At 60.8% G+C, this 16960-nt stretch carries 11 protein-coding genes; 3 read left to right on the top strand and 8 right to left on the bottom strand.

All coding sequences use genetic code 11. The features are described from left to right. Positions 1 to 61: 61 nt before the first annotated feature. Both ACYZT7_RS23075 and ACYZT7_RS23070 read left to right on the top strand, forming a co-directional pair. A complete protein-coding gene (locus ACYZT7_RS23075; RefSeq protein ID WP_462038360.1) occupies positions 62 to 1018 on the top strand; it encodes an alpha/beta hydrolase in 957 nt (318 codons plus the stop codon). 602 nt (positions 1019 to 1620) lie between these two features. Next, the gene (locus ACYZT7_RS23070; protein WP_462038359.1) at positions 1621 to 1947 is read left to right on the top strand and encodes a DUF6124 family protein; all 327 of its coding nucleotides are present in this window, start codon (positions 1621 to 1623) and stop codon (positions 1945 to 1947) included. Positions 1948 to 2102: 155 nt separating this feature from the next. On the opposite strand, the gene ACYZT7_RS23065 is transcribed toward ACYZT7_RS23070, so the two are convergent. From ACYZT7_RS23065 to pvdM, 5 genes are all read right to left on the bottom strand, one after another. Then, positions 2103 to 4580, bottom strand: a complete 2478-nt coding sequence (locus ACYZT7_RS23065) for a TonB-dependent siderophore receptor (protein WP_462038358.1) — start codon at positions 4578 to 4580, stop codon at positions 2103 to 2105. Positions 4581 to 4749: 169 nt separating this feature from the next. Then, positions 4750 to 6399, bottom strand: a complete 1650-nt coding sequence (locus tag ACYZT7_RS23060) for a cyclic peptide export ABC transporter (RefSeq protein ID WP_462038357.1) — start codon at positions 6397 to 6399, stop codon at positions 4750 to 4752. Between the two features lie 218 nt (positions 6400 to 6617). Further along, a complete protein-coding gene (gene pvdO, locus ACYZT7_RS23055; protein WP_462038356.1) occupies positions 6618 to 7481 on the bottom strand; it encodes a dihydropyoverdine dehydrogenase in 864 nt (287 codons plus the stop codon). Between the two features lie 22 nt (positions 7482 to 7503). Continuing rightward, positions 7504 to 8784, bottom strand: a complete 1281-nt coding sequence (gene pvdN, locus ACYZT7_RS23050; protein WP_462038355.1) for a pyoverdine-tailoring periplasmic protein PvdN — start codon at positions 8782 to 8784, stop codon at positions 7504 to 7506. 30 nt (positions 8785 to 8814) lie between these two features. Next, complete coding sequence (gene pvdM, locus ACYZT7_RS23045; protein WP_462038354.1) at positions 8815 to 10164, bottom strand: pyoverdine-tailoring dipeptidase-like protein PvdM; 1350 nt, start codon at positions 10162 to 10164, stop codon at positions 8815 to 8817. A gap of 242 nt (positions 10165 to 10406) precedes the next feature. Here pvdM and pvdP point away from each other — a divergent pair, with 242 nt between their 5' ends. After that, positions 10407 to 12026, top strand: a complete 1620-nt coding sequence (pvdP, locus tag ACYZT7_RS23040; RefSeq protein ID WP_462038353.1) for a pyoverdine maturation tyrosinase PvdP — start codon at positions 10407 to 10409, stop codon at positions 12024 to 12026. A gap of 133 nt (positions 12027 to 12159) precedes the next feature. Here pvdP and ACYZT7_RS23035 read toward each other — a convergent pair whose 3' ends face one another. Genes ACYZT7_RS23035 through ACYZT7_RS23025 form a run of 3 tightly spaced genes read right to left on the bottom strand, consistent with a single transcriptional unit; the run spans position 12160 to position 16708 of the window. Then, positions 12160 to 13554 carry an efflux transporter outer membrane subunit gene (locus tag ACYZT7_RS23035; protein WP_462038352.1) on the bottom strand — a complete coding sequence of 465 codons (1395 nt, stop codon included), beginning with the start codon at positions 13552 to 13554 and terminating at the stop codon, positions 12160 to 12162. Between the two features lie 7 nt (positions 13555 to 13561). Then, positions 13562 to 15535 (bottom strand): MacB family efflux pump subunit, encoded by a 1974-nt coding sequence (locus ACYZT7_RS23030; protein WP_462038351.1) that lies wholly within the window; start codon positions 15533 to 15535, stop codon positions 13562 to 13564. Continuing rightward, a complete protein-coding gene (locus ACYZT7_RS23025) occupies positions 15536 to 16708 on the bottom strand; it encodes an efflux RND transporter periplasmic adaptor subunit (protein ID WP_462038350.1) in 1173 nt (390 codons plus the stop codon). It abuts the gene before it with no gap. Between the last annotated feature and the right edge of the window lie 252 nt (positions 16709 to 16960).

Here is a 16960-nt window from a genome sequence, read left to right as displayed (position 1 = left end):
TTCAGGATTGTGTGAAAAACCTTGCTGGATTATTGATTACTTTGTTTAAAGGATTCGTCCCATGGCTGTTTTGCCAGAACTTGAAGCATTTTTAGAACTCGCCGAGTTCGGCCGGATGACCGGCAAAAGTCGCGCGATGCATGAACAGTCGCCACAACAGGCGCGGATCGATTTCGAAGCGTCGTCGGGGTTTCTCGATGTGCCGCTGGACAGCGTTGCCTGCGAGGACTTCACCATCGCCGCGCGAGATGGCCACAGTCTGTCGGCAAGGGTGTATCGCGACGGGCAATCGGTCGACGGGTTGCAGCCGGTGGTATTGTATTTCCATGGCGGCGGGTATGTGGTCGGTAGTCTCGATTCCCATGATGCGCTGTGCCGGCGGCTGGCCTCCCAAGGCGGTTTTGCCTTGTTGACGGTGGATTATCGTCTGGCGCCGGAATGGCGGTTCCCGACGCCGGTGCAGGATGCTTGCGATGCGGGGAACTGGCTGGTTCGCGAGGGCGCAGCACATGGCCTGGACGCAACGCGAGTGGCCGTGGCCGGTGACAGCGTCGGCGCGACGCTGGCCACGGTGTTGTCGATCATGGCGGTGCGTGAACCTCAGGAACTGGCGTTGAAACCCAAGGCGCAATTGTTGGTGTACCCGGTGACGGATGCCACGACTAAACGGGCCTCGCATCGGGACTTTGCAGAAGGGTACTTGCTGGAGACGCCGACGCTGGATTGGTTCTATGCGCATTACGGGCGCACGCCGCAGGATCTGGCTGATTGGCGGTGCTCGCCGTTGCTGGCGGAGGATCTGTCGGGCGTGGCGCCGGCGTTGGTGTATTTGGCCGGGCATGATCCGTTGCATGACGAAGGGTTGGCGTATGCGGATCGGCTGCGAGCGGCGGGGAATGAGGTGACGTTGCTGGAACAGCCTGGGATGACCCATGACTTTTTGCGCATGGCGGGGTTGTTGGGGGAGGTTGAGGGGATTCATGCGGAAGTGGCGGGGTGGGTGCGATTGCGGGTTTGAGGTGAAATGAGGAAACCTGCCATCTCTGTTGAAGGGGATGGCGGGTTTTTTGTTGTTTGAGAAATGGTGGTTCATGCTGAAATCCACCCCCTCACCCTAACCCTCTCCCCAAAGGGGCGAGGGGACTGACCGAGGTGACTGTTCGAAATTCTGCGACCTGAGACATTGAGTCGACCTCAAGTTTTGAAAAGCATGAAGATCTGCTCCCTTTCCCCCTCTCCCCTCAGGGGAGAGGGCTGGGGTGAGGGGGCCTTTGATCGCGCTTGTTTAAAAGCACTCAAGGTTACTTCATGAAAGCTACAGCGCCTTGCGTCGTTGCCTACAGTTACGCCAGAATCCGCCGGCTTGTGCGCTTTGGACGCCCTCGGTAACTTGGTTCCCGTCACTGCCTATCAGTGATCGGGTTTAGTAGCCCGTCGCAGTTAAGTCGTACAAGTGCTTTTCAGTCAGGGTTCCAATCCTGCACTTGATGGTAGCTGTGCGTAGGGCGCCTTTGGGCGCGCCGATTTCTTAGCTCGTCGGTCTACTAACCTGCGTACAGCTGCCTCCCTTTCGTATTAGTAGCGAACTGGTCGCAGCCTCACTCCAGAGAGAGCCAAGACATGTTCAAGGTCACACCGAATCCGCCGGACACCGATCCGGCATCCCCGTACGAAAGCCTCGACTCAAAAAAACTCCACGAGGCCGCCCACATCAAGGCCACCCCGCGCACACCCAGCACGATGTTCATCGTCAATCCGGAACTCGATACCGAAACCCTGCTGGCCCATGCGTGCGAATCGCTGGCCTCGGCCAATGTCATGACCATGGATCTGGCGGATCATATGGACGGACCGAGTCGCAACTCTCTGCTGGGCATTGCGCAAGTCATCATGCTGGGGGAGCTGGCGGTGAACCGGGCGCTGGATAGACTCGATCCACCGGCTTAACCGGGCTAACTGATCGTTCCCAAGCGGAGTGGTCTGCACCCCATCAGTAGTGTCCAACTTTTGGGGTCAGTCCAGAGCGTGGGAACGATCATTGCGTAGCCATAAAAAATGCCCGTATCTCGCGATATGGGCATTTTTCATTTCAGTTGAGCCACTCAGAAATCATACTTCGCGGTGAGCTGCAGGTTGCGTGGCTCGCCGTAGAACGTGGTGCCGAAGTTGCCCAGGCCCGTCAGGTACTTCTTGTCGAAGACGTTGTTGGCATTGGCGGTGAAGCTCAGGTGTTCGTCGTACTGATAACGGGTCATCAGGTCCACGAGGGTGTAGCCACCTTGCTTGAGCATGGTGCTGCCGCCCTCGCCACCGCCCACGTTGGGGCTGTAGCTCTGGCCGTAAAAGGCGCTCTGCCAGCTGACACCGCCACCGACGGTGAACTGGTTCAGCGCGCCGGGCAGACGGTAGGTGGTGAACGTACGAATCACGTGTTCCGGTTTGCTGGTGGCCAGCGGGAAACCAAAGATGCGTTGTTCGTCCTTATCACGGGTGCGGGCGTAGGTGTAGCCGGCAGACACGTTCCAATCCTGAGCCAGTTCGCCGGCCAGTTCCAGTTCCACACCATTGGTGGTGGCGCCGTCGGTGGCTTTGAAAATTCCATCGCCGGTGACCTCATTGGTGCCGACCGATTGAGCGACGTTGTCCTGCTCAATGCGGAAGAAGGCCAGACTGGCGTTCAGCTTTCCTTCGAAGTAGGCCGCTTTCAGGCCGGTTTCGTAGCTGTCACCTTCGACCGGTGCCAGGGTCGCACCGTTGATGTCCTTGTTGATCTGAGGCTGGTAAATCTTGGTGTAGCTGCCGTAGACCGAGTAGGTATCGTTCAGGTCATAGACCACACCGGCGTAAGGCGTGACGACGCCATGTTCCTTATAGCTGGCGTGAGTGTCGCTCAGGGTGCCGCCCGGATAGTAGGAGTAATCCTCGTTGTACTTGAAGGTACTCAGACGGCTGCCGAGGATGAACGACAGGTCGTCGGTCGGACGCAAGCGCGTGGCCAGGTAAACACCGTTCTGGCTCTGGGTGCGTTCGTATTTGCCGTTTTTCGGGAACTCCTGTTTCGGCAGATTGCCTTCCCAGTCATAGATGCTGCCCGGCACCAGTTCAAAGGCGCTGGTGTCGTAGGTTGCACCGGTCTGGCGCGAGTGGGACGCCATGACGCCGGCCACCAGTTCATGCTCGCGACCGCCCAGGGAGAACGGACCGGTGACGTTTACGTCTGCCGTGTTCTGCACGCGATGACCTTCCCAGCGACCCCAGTAAAGGAAATTGCCTTCGCCAGTGGCGCGGTCCGCGGAACCACCGCTGGCCGAGGCCAGTTGGGTATCGTGATCGGTGGTTTTCTGGTCGAAACTGGCCTTGAATTTCCAGTCATTGGCCAGTGCTTGTTCCAGCGACGAGAAATAAGTGACGCTGTCGAAATCACGACGGCTCCAGTCGGCACCGGGGTTGAAGCTGCGAGAGAAGTCGGTGCGGCCACCGTCGGTGAAGTACGGCGCGTTACCGGTCCAGGAGCTGCCGCGCGGGGTAGCACTGGACTTGTCGACGCCCAGGGTCAGCAGTGTGTCATCGGTCAGGTCGGCTTCGAGGATGCCGTAGAACAGGTCTTTCTTCTGGCTGTAGTGGTCGATGTACGAATCTTTGTCCTGGTAGGCGCCCACAAAGCGGCCACGCACGCTGCCGGAATCGTTCAGCGAACCGGAGATATCGCCTTCGGTGCGGTAGTTGTCCCAGGAACCGGCGGTGGCACTGACCGACGCCTTGAATTCCTTGGTCGGCTTCTTGCGCACCAGGTTGACGGTGGCGGACGGGTCGCCCGAGCCAGTCATCAGGCCGGTAGCACCTTTGATGACTTCGACGCGATCGAGGCTGGCCGCGTCGTCGCTGTTGTTCGGGTTTTCACCGTACACTCCGTCGTAAGGCTGGTTGACGCCATCGTACTGAAAGTTGGTGATGGCAAAGCCACGGGCGGAAAACTCGGTTCGGTCACTGTCGTACTTCTGTGTCGTAACGCCGGGGGTGTTGCGCAATACGTCACCGACGCTCGTTGCGCCGCGATCGTCCATTTGCTGACGCGTCACCACGGTTACCGATTGCGGTGTTTCACGCAGGGTCAGCGGCAGCTTGGTCGCGGTGGTGGTCGCGCCGGTGGTGTAGGAACCGGTGTCTTCGGTGGTCAGGCCCAGGGCCTGGCCGGAAATGGTGGTCGCGCCCAGTTGCAGGCTCGAGGAACCGCCGGACACCAGGGTGACGCTGTTGCCGTTGATCTGGAACGAGATGCCGGTGCCTTGCAGCATAGCCTTCAGGGCGTCGGACGGTTCCAGCGAACCGGACACCGCGCGGGACTTGATGCCTGCAACCTGGTCCGGGCTGTAGAGGATCTGCAGATTGGTCTGCATGCCCAGCTCGGTCAGCGCGTTGGAAAGCGATTGACCTGCAATGTTCAATTTCACAGGTGCAGCATTGGCCATCGAGCTCCCCAGCAAGGTGGCGGTGAGCAGTACGCTAGTGAACAGGGTGCGATGCAAAGTCGGGCGCTGTACGGCCAGCGCGAAAGGTGTGCGGCGTGGTTGAGGTCGCATTACTTACCTGAGCTCCTGAAAAAGTGTTGTGCAGAGTTTTTGTTAATAGGAATGATTATTAGACGCAGCACGAACGTGAAACCGGAAAGAAACCGGAAAAATAAATGTCGAAAGGTGGGTCGTAGGAGCCAGGCTTGCCGCACCGCTGGCTCCTACGGGGGCCGGGTTGTCAGGCGGGGGAAAGGTCGGTGACGACCCGTCCGCTTTCCATGCGCACCAGTTGGTCCGCTACGTCGAAGTAACGGTCATCGTGGGAGATGACGATGATGGTCTTGCCCAGGCGTTTAAGGTCCGGCAGCAGCTCGGTATAGAAAATCCGGCGGAAGGTCGGGTCCTGGTCGGCCGCCCATTCATCGAACACCAGTACCGGACGTTCTTCCAGCCAGGCATTGACCAATGCCAGGCGTTTGCGTTGGCCGGTGGAGAGGTCAGTGGTGGTGAAGTTGCCGTCCTTGACGCTGACCTTGTGCGCGATCTCCAGCCGTTGCAGGTAGTTGTTGGCGTCTTCGGGGATGTGCGTATCGCCCTGGACCACATCATCGAACAGGTAATAGTCGGCAAAAATCGTTGTGAATAACTGGCGATAGTCATCGCGGTTCTGCGCGTCGATCGCCTCGCCGTTGACGCGGATTTCGCCCTGTTGCGGTGTGTACAGGCCCAGCAGCAGCTTGATCAGCGTGGTCTTGCCGCAACCGTTCTCGCCGACAATAAAGGTGATGTCGCCTTGCTTGATCGTCAGGTTCAACGGCCCGAGCTGGAAAGGGGCAGCACCTTCGGCCGCCGGGAAGCTGAAACGCACATCGGCCAGTTTCAGTTCGTGTACCGCTTGCTTGACGTTGCCTTTATCGCTGAGCAGCAGATGCGGTTCCGGGGCGGAAAACTGCTCCGACAGTTCGGCGATGCGGCGAAAAGCAATCTGCGCGCGGCTGACGATCGGCAGGGTGCTGATCAAATGCTCCAGCGGGCCTTTCATATAAAGCAGCACCAGCACAAAGCCGCTCATCACGGTTTTATCGGCACTCGGCCAATAGGATTGCAGGGCGAGGGCCAGGCCGATCACCACGAAGAACAGCATCGAGCCGAAGGTCTTGGCGATGACGAAGGTGTTGATCGAACGCACTTGTGTGTTGCAGATGAACTCGGCCGTTGCCTTGATGCCCGAGACGAACATGCGCTGGCGGCGTGGACGATGAATGCGCAGTTCCTTGGCACCCTCGGCAATTGCGTTGTAGTGCTTTTGCAGTTCATCTTCGGCCTCACGGGCGGCCATGAAACCCTGCACCCCTTTGCTCTGGGCGTAGGCCTGAATCGCCGTGCCGATCAGGATGGCGGCGACCATGATCAGGAACATCGGCCACGACAGAATGGCCAGGTAGCCCATGCAGCCCAGGGTCACGGTGGCGGAAATGGCCAGCGGCGCGAAGGCGAAAGCGAAGTCGCTGATGGTGTCGACGTCGTGGGTCAGCACCGGGATCAAACGGTGGCTGCGATAGCGCTCGATCTGTTCGATCGGTGCCGACAGGACTTTTTCACCGAGCTGTTTGCGCAGTTTGGCGATGATGTGCTGGCCCACATAGTTGGTGCCGATGTCCGAACAGATCGAACTGGCCAATGCCAGCAGGCACAGGCCGGCGAACAGGGCGACGACGCCCTGGGTCAGGCCGGTGTCCGAATGCAGGGCGTTGTTGATCGTCGTCAGCAATACCGTGACGCTCAGGCCGCCGACCATGCCCAGGAAAATGGACGCGGCGACGATGAGCCGAAAGGGTTTCAACAGGGCGAATAATTCACCGATGGCGCCACGGGTAGGCTGGGTCATGGAAGACAGTTCCTTGGGTCGTAAAGGCAGATACCCAGTAGAACGTCTGGTGGAAGGCTTAATTTACAAGGTCGCCGACTGACACCACACATAACCCTGTGGGAGCGAGCTTGCTCGCGATAGCGGACTATCAGCCGATATTTCCATTAACTGAAAGATAGCCATCGTCGGAACGCCGCCCGGAGCAAGCTCGCTCCCACAGGGGGTGGGCTTACGGCTTAGAGATCGCGCACGATACGGAAACCCATCCAGTCGCCACGTTCTTGCGGGTACTGGCTGTTGCGGTTGCCGGAGCGCGAGAACACCGGCGCTTCACCCCAGTCGTTGCCGCGAATCCGCACGGCTTCGCACTTGGGCTCAACCCAGGCGCTGCCATCGGTGGGGGCTGCGACGTAATCAGGGTGTTCGCAGTCTTCGACCCATTCGTAGACATTGCCGTGCATGTCGTACAGGCCGAAGGCGTTCGGCGGGTAGCTGCCCACTGGCGAGCTGAAGCTGTAACCGTCCGCCGGGCCATAGGTGTTGGCGTGTTTGCTGATGCTGTATTCCTTGCCCTCATCGAACGGGAAGGGGAACGGCCCTTTGCTGCCACCACGCGCGGCATATTCGCGTTGGGCCTCGCTGACCATGCGGTACGTCTGCCCGGTTTTTTTCGACAGCCAGGCGACGTAGTTTTTGACGTCGTCGAAGTTCATGCACACCGCGGGCTGACGCGGGCTCTGCGGATAACGCGGCTTGCTGGCGACGCACTCGCGACCCGGCCGGGTATCGCCATTGGCGATGGTCACGCCACTCTCGCGCACGTAGCTGTCCCATTCACCAGCGGTGACCTGAAAGCGGCTCATGGCGAACGGTTTGGTGAAGGTCACGTCATGCATCGGACCTTCATCAGGCTCGCGACCGACTTCATCGTCCGGTGTGCCCATGGTGAAGGTGCCGGCTGGCAGCACGACCATTTCCGGGCAGTCCCGGCAGTCCTTGAACACTTTGCCTGGTTGCGCCGGTGCGGCGGCTTGGGCGGCAGTCGGCAGCAGTCCTGTGAGGAGGGCAGTCAGCGTCAGAGTCAGCAGATCACGGTTCATGAGTCATCTCGATTAAAGGAAATCACAGGCTCTTGCTCAACACGGCCATGAAGCGGTCGATATCGTTTTCGGTGTTGAGCAGGCCGGGGGCGATGCGGATCACTGGGCCAACATCGCGGTCCACCGAGTCGCAGACCACGCGGTTTTCCATCAGTTGGACGGCGACTTTTTCGCAGTCCCGATCCTTGATCCGGAAGAAGGTAAAACCGGCCGACAGGTCCGGGCTCTTTGGCGTCACCCGTTCGATCTGCGGGTGCTCCAGCAGACGGTTTTTTGCGTAGGTATTGAGCGCGTGGATGCGCGCCTGGACCTCGGCCTTGCCCAGGTCCAAGTGCAGCTTGAAGGCTTCGTTCAGGGCCCAGCGATGCTCAAAGCTGTGATAGCCGCCGGGGGTCATGATGGTCGAGAAGGTGGTGGCTTCGGAGAACGTCGGGATGGTCGGCGTCACGTCCTTGAGCTCGGCCGAACGGGCGCAGATGATCCCGGTACCGCGCGGGCCGAACATCCATTTGTGGGTGCCGGCAATGAAGAAATCGCAGTGCATGTCGGGGAAGTCGAGGTTCTCGACGCCGAAGCCATGGACGCCGTCGACCACATACAGGATGCGGTCCTTGTCTTCGCGGTTGCGGTTCTGTTCGTCCACCAGTTTGCCGATCTCGCCGATCGGCAGTTTCACGCCGCTACCCGATTGCACCCACGTCATGCCGAGCACTCGAGTTTCGGGGCGAATGCCTTTGGCGATCGAACCGAGCACTTCATCCACTGAAACGTCGTGACTGTTCTCGAACAGCTTGAGCTTGCGAACCTTGACCCCGTCCTTTTGCTGGCGATACCCCAGCGCGTAGTTCGTGGCGTAGTGTTCGTGTTCGCTGGTGAGGATTTCCTGGTCGGGGCGCACGTGAATGCCGCCGTAGATCAGTGAAAGGCCTTCGGTGGTGCTGCCGGTGAGGGCGATCTGCTCGGGCTTGGCCTTGAGGTAACGGCCGGCCCAGACGCGTACTTCCTGCTCGCGTTTTTCGGTTTCCCCAAGGTCCCAGTCCATGACCAGGCCAGGATTGCGGTCGAGGTTGGCGCGGTGCATGTCTATCGCTTCACGCACCGGTCTTGGGTGTGAGGTCACCAGAAAGTTGGCGAAGTGCAGGTAATCCGGGTCCTGATTGAACATCTGGCGTAGTTGCGCCCACTTATCCTTCGGCAGCGGCGCCGGATTGGCGGCCAGCGTTGGCAGGTTCACGGCAGCGCCCAGGGGCAGGCCGGCCGCGAGAATACCGGCCAGCTTGAGGAATGAACGACGGTTGGTCATGAGCTCGGTTCGCTTTTGCAAAAGATGGGATCAGTTCTTGGCGACAGGCTTGGACGATTTTTGCACCTGGTCCCAGACCCGCAGGAAATTGCCGCCCCAGAGCTTGGCGATATCGGCTTCGCCGTAGCCGCGACTGATCAGCTCGGCCGATACGTTGCGGCCCTCGCTGACGTCTTTCCAGCCGTCCAGACCGCCGCCATCGTTGAAGTCGGAACTGATGCCGACGTGGTCGATGCCGATTTTCTTCACCGCATAGTCGATCGCGTCGCCGTAGTCCTTGAGGTTTGCCTTGGGCTCCTCGTCGACGATGGCATAGAGCTGACTGGCGTACTCGCCGAAACGTTGTTCGGACCAGACGGTGATCACCGGATCACCCGGCATCAGCGCCATCTCCAGGCCTTGCAGCGGTTGCAGGTCGAAGCGTGCGCGCAGGGCGTTGAGTTTGTCCTGGGTGGCCTGGCTGAGCGGGCGGATGTAGGTCGGGAAACCGACAATCTGCACCACGCCGCCACTGTTCTTGATCAGTTGCATTTCCTGGTCGCTGAGGTTGCGCGGGATGTCCACCAGCCCGCGTGGCGCGGAGTGGGAAGCGACCATCGGTGCACGGCTCAACTGGGCAACTTGCTCTAGCGCCTTGGTCGACATCTGCGAAACGTCGATGATCACGCCGAGGTCGTTGAGGCGGTGCACGGCCTGCTTGCCAATCTCCGAGAGGCCGCCGAGGGCGTCGCGGGAATCGTTGAAAAACGGCAACGGCCGGGACGAGTCAGCCCAGGCGTTGTTGCCCACGTAACTGAAGCCGAACATGCGCATGCCGCGTGCCGCCCACTTGTCCAGGGCGTTCAGGTCGTTGCCCAGCGGATAGGCGTTGAGCATGCTCATGAAGATCGCGAACTTGCCTTCGCCGTGCAGGCGGCGGAAATCGTCGGGGGTGTAGGCGATGGCGACCTGATTGGGGAAGTCGCGAACCAGGGTGCTGATGATTTTGTAGCGGGTTTCCTGCTCGAACCGTGCTTCGTCGACGAAGCCGGCGGTTGGGCGGTGCGGGGCGTTTTTGCCGTTCCAGATTTCCGGCCAGCCAAAGATCGTCAGGGCTGCGCCAGACAAGCGTCCGCGCCCGGTCTTGACCAGGTCGAATTGCCCGGTGCCGTCCTTGTCCGCTTCATTGCCGGCGGTGCCGAAGTCCAGCGGGACGGTGACGTGACTGTCGAAGGAGAGGATTCGCTCGTGCAGCTCATCGGCTTGTTTCATCACCTTGACCGGGTAACCGGGATTGTCCTTGAACCCGTAATCCCAGGCCGCAAAGCCTGCACCGGCGCTGATTGCCAGGGCCAGCGGCAGGCCGATGTAAAGAGCCTTTTTCGAACGTGGTTTTGTCATTGCCGTCTCAGTCAGGTTCGCCGTTGGGGGGCTGGCGCAGGGGCCTTTGCTATCTGGGAAGAACGAGTGGCTGGCCAGAAAATTTAGTGGGGCTGATGGCCTCTTCGCGGGCAAGCCTCGTTCCTACAGGTTTTGCGCTACCCCGTAGGAGCGAGGCTTGCCCGCGAAGCTCTTAAATTTCCGGAGAGAGCAAACGTTCTAGCTTGGATAAAGCCTGCTTCATGGCTGACACAGGTAGGGCAATGACGATTTCTCGACGATGGTTCATGGCAGGCCTGGCGCTGACCGGCGCCGCCGTGCCTGCGGCTTTTTATGGGCATCGTGAATGGACGAAACCGGACCCGACGATCACCCCCGGCGAAGCGTCATTCGATGTCGCGGATGTCGCTGGCCAGCATTTGGCGAACACCTTGCGCGGTGTCTGGCAGATTCGTTTCGAAGGTCATGACGCCGGCATCGAAGGCCTGCCTCGGGACGGGCTGGAGGTGTTCCTCGACATCGGCCACAAAGGTCGCGGCTTGAACGGGTTCCTCGACACCGCCGAGCGTTTGCGTTCGAGCGAGGTGCCGCGTTACCGGGTGCTCGGCGACCTGGCCGGCGCCAAATCGGCGCAATTGAGCTGGCGACTGCTCAGCGCCAGCGGCGCAGCGGATTATGAATTCAGCATGGCGCTGGACGAAGTCTGGGCCGGTTTCGGCAACGCTGGCAGCGGCACCCTCAGTGGTCGCGTGTTGAATCTGGATCGTCCGTTGATGTTGACGGCCCAGGACAATCGCTTCATTGCCATCAAGCGCGTGTTCCCCGAAGCCCGCGAGCGCAGCGGTCTCAATCCGACGCTGCTGGCCTGGCTGATTTCGCCCGAGCATCGACTGTTTCACCAGCTCTGGCATGCCTCCCGGGACAAATGGCACACCCTGTCCGAAGACAAGCGCGGTGCCCTGCGCGGCATTGGCTGGCAGCCTGGTCCGCGAGAAAAGGAGCGTGATGCGCGTGGCGCGCGCAAGGATCGTAACGGCTCGGGCGTGGATTTTTTCTTCATGCACCGGCACATGCTCGGCACGGCGCGCTCCCTGCAGGACTTGCCGTCCTGGTCGCACTTCCCCTTGCCCCAGCCGGAACTGGCGCGTGATCGCGTTGGGTTCGCCCGTTATTTCGACAACCACGACGGCACCGCGCTGCCGCCGACCTGGCTGGCCGACGACGATGCTGAGTACTCGCAATGGGTCAGCGACATCAAGACCGCCGAGACCTACCACAGCAATTTCCAGGTCTGGGAATCGCAGTACCGCGATCCGCGTTATCTGTCGAAATTGACCCTGGGTCAGTTCGGTTCAGAGGTGGAACTGGGGTTGCACGACTGGCTGCACATGCGTTGGGCCTCGGTGCCGCGTGATCCATCCAACGGTCAACCGGTGCCGTTTGCCCGGGATCCGGCGGACTTTTCCGCGCGCTGGTATGCACCGGAAAACGACTTCCTCGGCGATCCGTTTTCGTCCCACGTGAATCCGGTGTTCTGGCATTTTCATGGCTGGATCGATGATCGACTGGAAGACTGGTTCCGTGCGCACGAGCGCTTTCATCCGGGGGAGGTCAGTCGGCTTGAGGTGAAGGGTGTGCCTTGGTTTGCGCCGGGACGTTGGGTCGAGATCGACGACCCGTGGCTCGGCCCGAGCACTCATGGTTGCCGTACCACGCCGGGGTTGCAGACCGGCAAGTCGGTTGAGATGGACCCGGAAACCATGAAGCTGGCGTTGCGGATTACCTTTGGGGATGACGAGAAGAAGCTCGCGGATTTGTTCCGCAAGGTTCCGCAACGGCCTTGGTATGCGCGGCATTTGAAGGCTAAACAAAGTCCGGTTTGATTACCGAGTAATCGTTCAATCGCGAGCAAGCTCGCTCCCACACTGATCTTCGGCGGACACAGAATCTGTATTCGGCGCTGATCAAATGTGGGAGCGAGCTTGCTCGCGATAGCGGACTTACTGGCGACTCAAATCACAGAACCTGCCACCCTCCGCCGATAGCTTTGTACAACGCAATACTCGCCTGCAACCGCGACAACCGCAGTTGCACATTCAAATCCTGCGCCGCATACAGCGTGCGCTGTGTCTCCAGCACCGTCAGCAAATCCTCGGCACCGGCCTGATAGCGGCTTTGCGCAATGTTGAATGCCGTCTGCGCCTGGTTCAATTCTTCACCTTGCCACTGCCGCTGTTCGTCCAGTCCGCGAATGCTGTTGAGGGCTTTTTCCACATCGGCGAAGCCATTGATGATCGCCCCGCGGTACGTCTCCAGCAGTTCTTCCTGACGGGCCGTGGCCTTGTCGCGCTCGGCGCTCAGGCGACCATTGTTGAAGACCGGCGCAAGCAATCCGGCGGTGAGGTTGTAGAAAGGATTGCGCAGCATGTCCGCCGCACGATCCGCGCCCGATCCGAGTTCCGCGCTCAACGTGACCTTCGGTAGCATCGCCGCGCGGGCGACGGTGACGTTGGCTTGTGCGGCGGCCAATTGCGCTTCGGCGCGGGCGATGTCCGGGCGACGGCTGAGCAGTTCGCTGGGCAGGCCAGCGCCAATGGTCGGCCATGACAGTTGATCAAAGCGTTCCTGACCCAAAGACAACTCCTGCACCGGTCGGCCGAGCAGGGCGGCAAGGCTGATCTGTGCGTCCTGAGCCTGTTGCTGCACCAACGGCAATTGTCGTTGTTGCGCGGCGACCAGACTCTTCTGCTGCGCCAGTTCCAAAGCCGTCGCCGAGCCTGAGTCAAAACGCGTCTGCACCAGTTTCATAACATTCTGCGCGTTCGCCAGATTCAGCTCGGCAATGCGACTTTGCTCACGCAACGACAAGCTTTGCGCGTAACTGTTGGCGACGCCGCTGAGCAGCGTCAACTCCACTGTCGCCTGATCGAATTCGCTGGCCTGCAAGCCGAATTGCGCACTGTCGCGGGAGGCTCGTTGACCGCCCCAGAAGTCGACTTCGTAAGTGGCGCTGAGGCTGGCGTTGAAGTAATCGACGGCCTTGTTATCGCCGTCGGCATCGAGCTGGCTGTAGCCGTTGCCGCGCAATAGTTTTTGCCGATTGGCGTTCAGGGCACCCTTGACTTCGGGTAGCTGCGAACCTCCGGCAACGACCGTTTCGGCCTGTGCCTGGCGCACCCGAGCGATCGCAGCAGCCAGGTCGTAACTGCCGACCCTTGCCTGTTCGATCAGTTGATCCAGCTGCGGGCTGCCGAACTGCGTCCACCATTGCAGATTGCTGCGCGTGGCGCTTTGCGTGTGCGGCGATTGCCAGGAGGCGGGCGGCTGGAGGCCCCTGTCCGGGCGCTGGGCGGGACTGCCACAGGCGCCGAGCAACAGGCAGAGGGTCAGCAAACTCAGTTGCGGCTTCATGGAGAGATCATTCACTAGTAAGGGCCGTGACCGGGTCGAGTCGGGCAGCTTTGCGGGCCGGCATGAAGCCGAAGACAACACCGGTGACCAGGGCGCAGCCGAAGGCACCGAGCACCGCTATCAAGGAGAACGCGACGGCGACTTCGCTGAGGATCAGTACGCCGCCGACGATCAGCGCCAAGGCGATCCCGGCAAGCCCGCCGACCACCGAAAGCATCACCGCTTCGGTGAGGAACTGGCGCAGGATGTCCCGTTGACGAGCGCCAGTGGCCATGCGAATGCCGATCTCGCGGGTGCGTTCGCGCACGGTCATGAGCATGATGTTCATCACGCCGATGCCGCCCACCAGCAGAGAGATCGCGGCAATCGAGCCGAGCATCAGCGACAGCGTATTTTGCGTGCGTGCCTCGGCCTGAATCATCGCCGCGTTGTTGGTCAGTTCGAAATCCTTCTTGCCGTTGTGCAGTCGCAGCATCAATTGCTCGATGGCTTTTTCCGTCTCTTTGACCTTGCGCGCATCGGCGGCGGCGATGGCCACGTATTCGGGGTTGTGGGTGCCGAACAACCGCACACTCGCAGCGGAGTAGGGGATGGCGATGCGGTCGTCGCTGTCGGAGTCGCCGGAGCTGGCGCCTTTTTCGGCAAGCACGCCGACCACCTGGAACGGTACGTTCTCGATCAGGATGTACTGGCCGATCGGGTTGGCGACGTCCTTGAGCAACTTGGTGCGCACCTTGTGGCCAATCACCGCGACCGCCGCCGCGTTGCGTTCATCTTCCTGGGTGAAATAGCTGCCTTCGACCACCGGCCAGTTGAAAATCGCCGGGAAATGGGTGTCGTTGCCGCCGACGTAACTTAAGTGGTCGAGGTTGCCGAAACGCACTCCGGCCTCCTGGCCGTTGACCGGCATGATCCGTGTCACTTGCGGCAGGCTTCCCACCGCCGCAACGTCATCCAGGGTGACGATGCCCAGCGGCGTTCGCGGGTTCGGTGACGAGCCGCTGAGATAAATGATGTTGGAGCCGAACGCGCCCATTTGCGCCATCACCTGACGCTTGCTGCCTTCACCGACGGCCAGCATGACCACCACCGACGCCACGCCGATGATGATCCCGAGCAAGGTCAGTGCGGTGCGAAAGCGGTTGATCCACATCACCCGCCACGCGGCTTGCACCGCATCAACCACTTCACCTTTCCAGGCCCCGGTGGCTTCGGCGCCTTCGGTGAGACGCTTGCGCAAGTCCACCGCTTGCAGTGCGCCAGGATTGGCCGAGGTCTGCGCTTCGGGATTGTCCCTGGCGCTGTCGCTGATGATCAACCCGTCGCGAATTTCGATGATGCGTTTGGCCCGGGCCGCCACTTCGCGGTCGTGGGTGATGAGGATCACCACGTGGCCCTGGCTCGCCAGTTCGTCGAGCAGGGCCATGACCTCGGCGCCGCTGTGGCTGTCGAGGGCGCCGGTGGGTTCGTCGGCGAGGATGATGTGGCCGCCGTTCATCAAGGCTCGGGCGATGGATACCCGTTGTTGCTGGCCGCCGGAGAGCTGGTGCGGACGGTTGCCGGTGCGCGAGGCCAGGCCGAGGCGGTCGAGCAGGGCGGCGGCGCGGGCGTGGCGTTCGGCTGCCGGAGTGCCGGCATAGATGGCCGGCATCTCGACGTTTTCCTGGGCCGAGCCGGACGGGATCAGGTGATAACCCTGGAACACAAAACCGAATGCTTCGCGGCGTAGCCAGGCCAGTTCGTCGCTGTCGAGTGCGGCGACGTCTTCCCCGGCGAAGCGGTATTCGCCCGAGGTCGGACGGTCGAGGCAGCCGAGGATGTTCATCAGCGTCGACTTGCCGGAGCCGGAGGCACCGACGATCGCCACGAATTCCCCGGCATGGATCGACAGGTCGATGCCGCGCAGTACGTGAACTTCCGGTGAATCGCCGCCGCCGTAGGCTTTGCGGATGTCCTGCAGGTCGATCAGGGGCGTCAGCATTCAGCCGCCACTCCCGTCGGCTGGGCCGATCAACAGGTGATCGCCTTCCTGCAAGCCGTCTAGGATCTGTACCCGCAGGCGATCGCTGATCCCGGTGCGCACGTCACGCTGCTCGATTCGGCCGTTTTTGGCGACGACTTGGGCGGTCTGATTGTCCGTTCCAGTGCCGGCTTGCAGGGCTGCGATAGGTGCAGTGAGGACGTTTTTCGCCTGCTCGGCGACGAAGAATACTTGCGTGGTCATTTCCGCCATCAGCGCGTTGTCGGCGTTATCGACGTCGAGCAACACGGTGTACAGCACCACGCGAGCGCTGCCACTTTTGCTCGAGCTGGCCGGGTTGCCGCCGCCCTCGCTGGTCTGGTCCAACGGCTTGGGCGGCACCGGCAGAATCTGCCGCACGGTGCTGTTCCAGCGACGGTTACCGCCGCTGAGGGTGGTGAACCAGGCCGTCATGCCGGGTTTGACGTGACCGATATCGGCTTCCGACACCTCGGCCCAGACGGTCATCGGCGACAAATTGGCGATGCGCAGAATCAGTGGCGTTTGTTGCTGGGCGTTGAGCGTCTGGCCTTCACGGGCGTCGAGTGCAACGACGGTTCCGCTCATCGGCGCATAGATTCGCGTGTAGCCGAATTCCGCCTGATCACTGCGCAGGCTGGCCTGGGCCTGGCGGATCTGCGCCTGGAACATGTCGATACGGGCCTGGGTGGCGCGCAATTCGGCCTCGGCGGTCTGCACGTCTTCTTCACGGGTGGCGCCACCGGCCTTGAGGTTCTGCTGGCGCTGGAATTTCTGCCGGGCGAGGTCGTGCTGCGCCCGTTGCTCCTGCAGCTGTGCTTTGAGGTTTTCGATGGAGAAACGCCCGGCGTCGAGTTTGGCCTGTTGCGTGGACGGATCGATCTCCACCAGCAATTGGCCTTCCTTGACCACATCGCCGACTTCCACGTGGATCTTGTGGATCTGCCCGGACGCCTGGGCACCGACGTCGACATAGCGTCGAGGTTGCAGGGTACCCAGGGCCGTGACGCTGCTTTCGATGTCGGCACGGGTGACCTTAACGGTGGCGAACTGGTCTCGACCGGGCGGGATGATCTGCCAGGCGGCCACGGCGATAACGGGGATCAGACAAAGTGCTACAAGCAGGGCGCGTCGGGTCTGTCGGGGACGTTTCATGCAGGGTTCCGGCCAATAGGTGTCGGCCCGTCGTTCAAAGGGACGGGGAGCTGTCCTGTAAACGATGAAGGCAGCGTGGAATTTAGCCGCAGACATATGGCGTAACAGGTGAAGGGGTGTGCAGGTGCTCGAGCAAGACTATTTGTCAGGCAAGGCGAAGCAATACTTTAAATCTATATGAGAATTACTATAAATTACGCACCTCGTACTGCCACTATCGTGCCACTGCCTATTTCGGCGGTCGCCGGTCTG

Source organism: Pseudomonas sp. RT4P38 (assembly GCF_054897765.1).
This window is presented reverse-complemented; position numbering and strand designations above follow the sequence as displayed.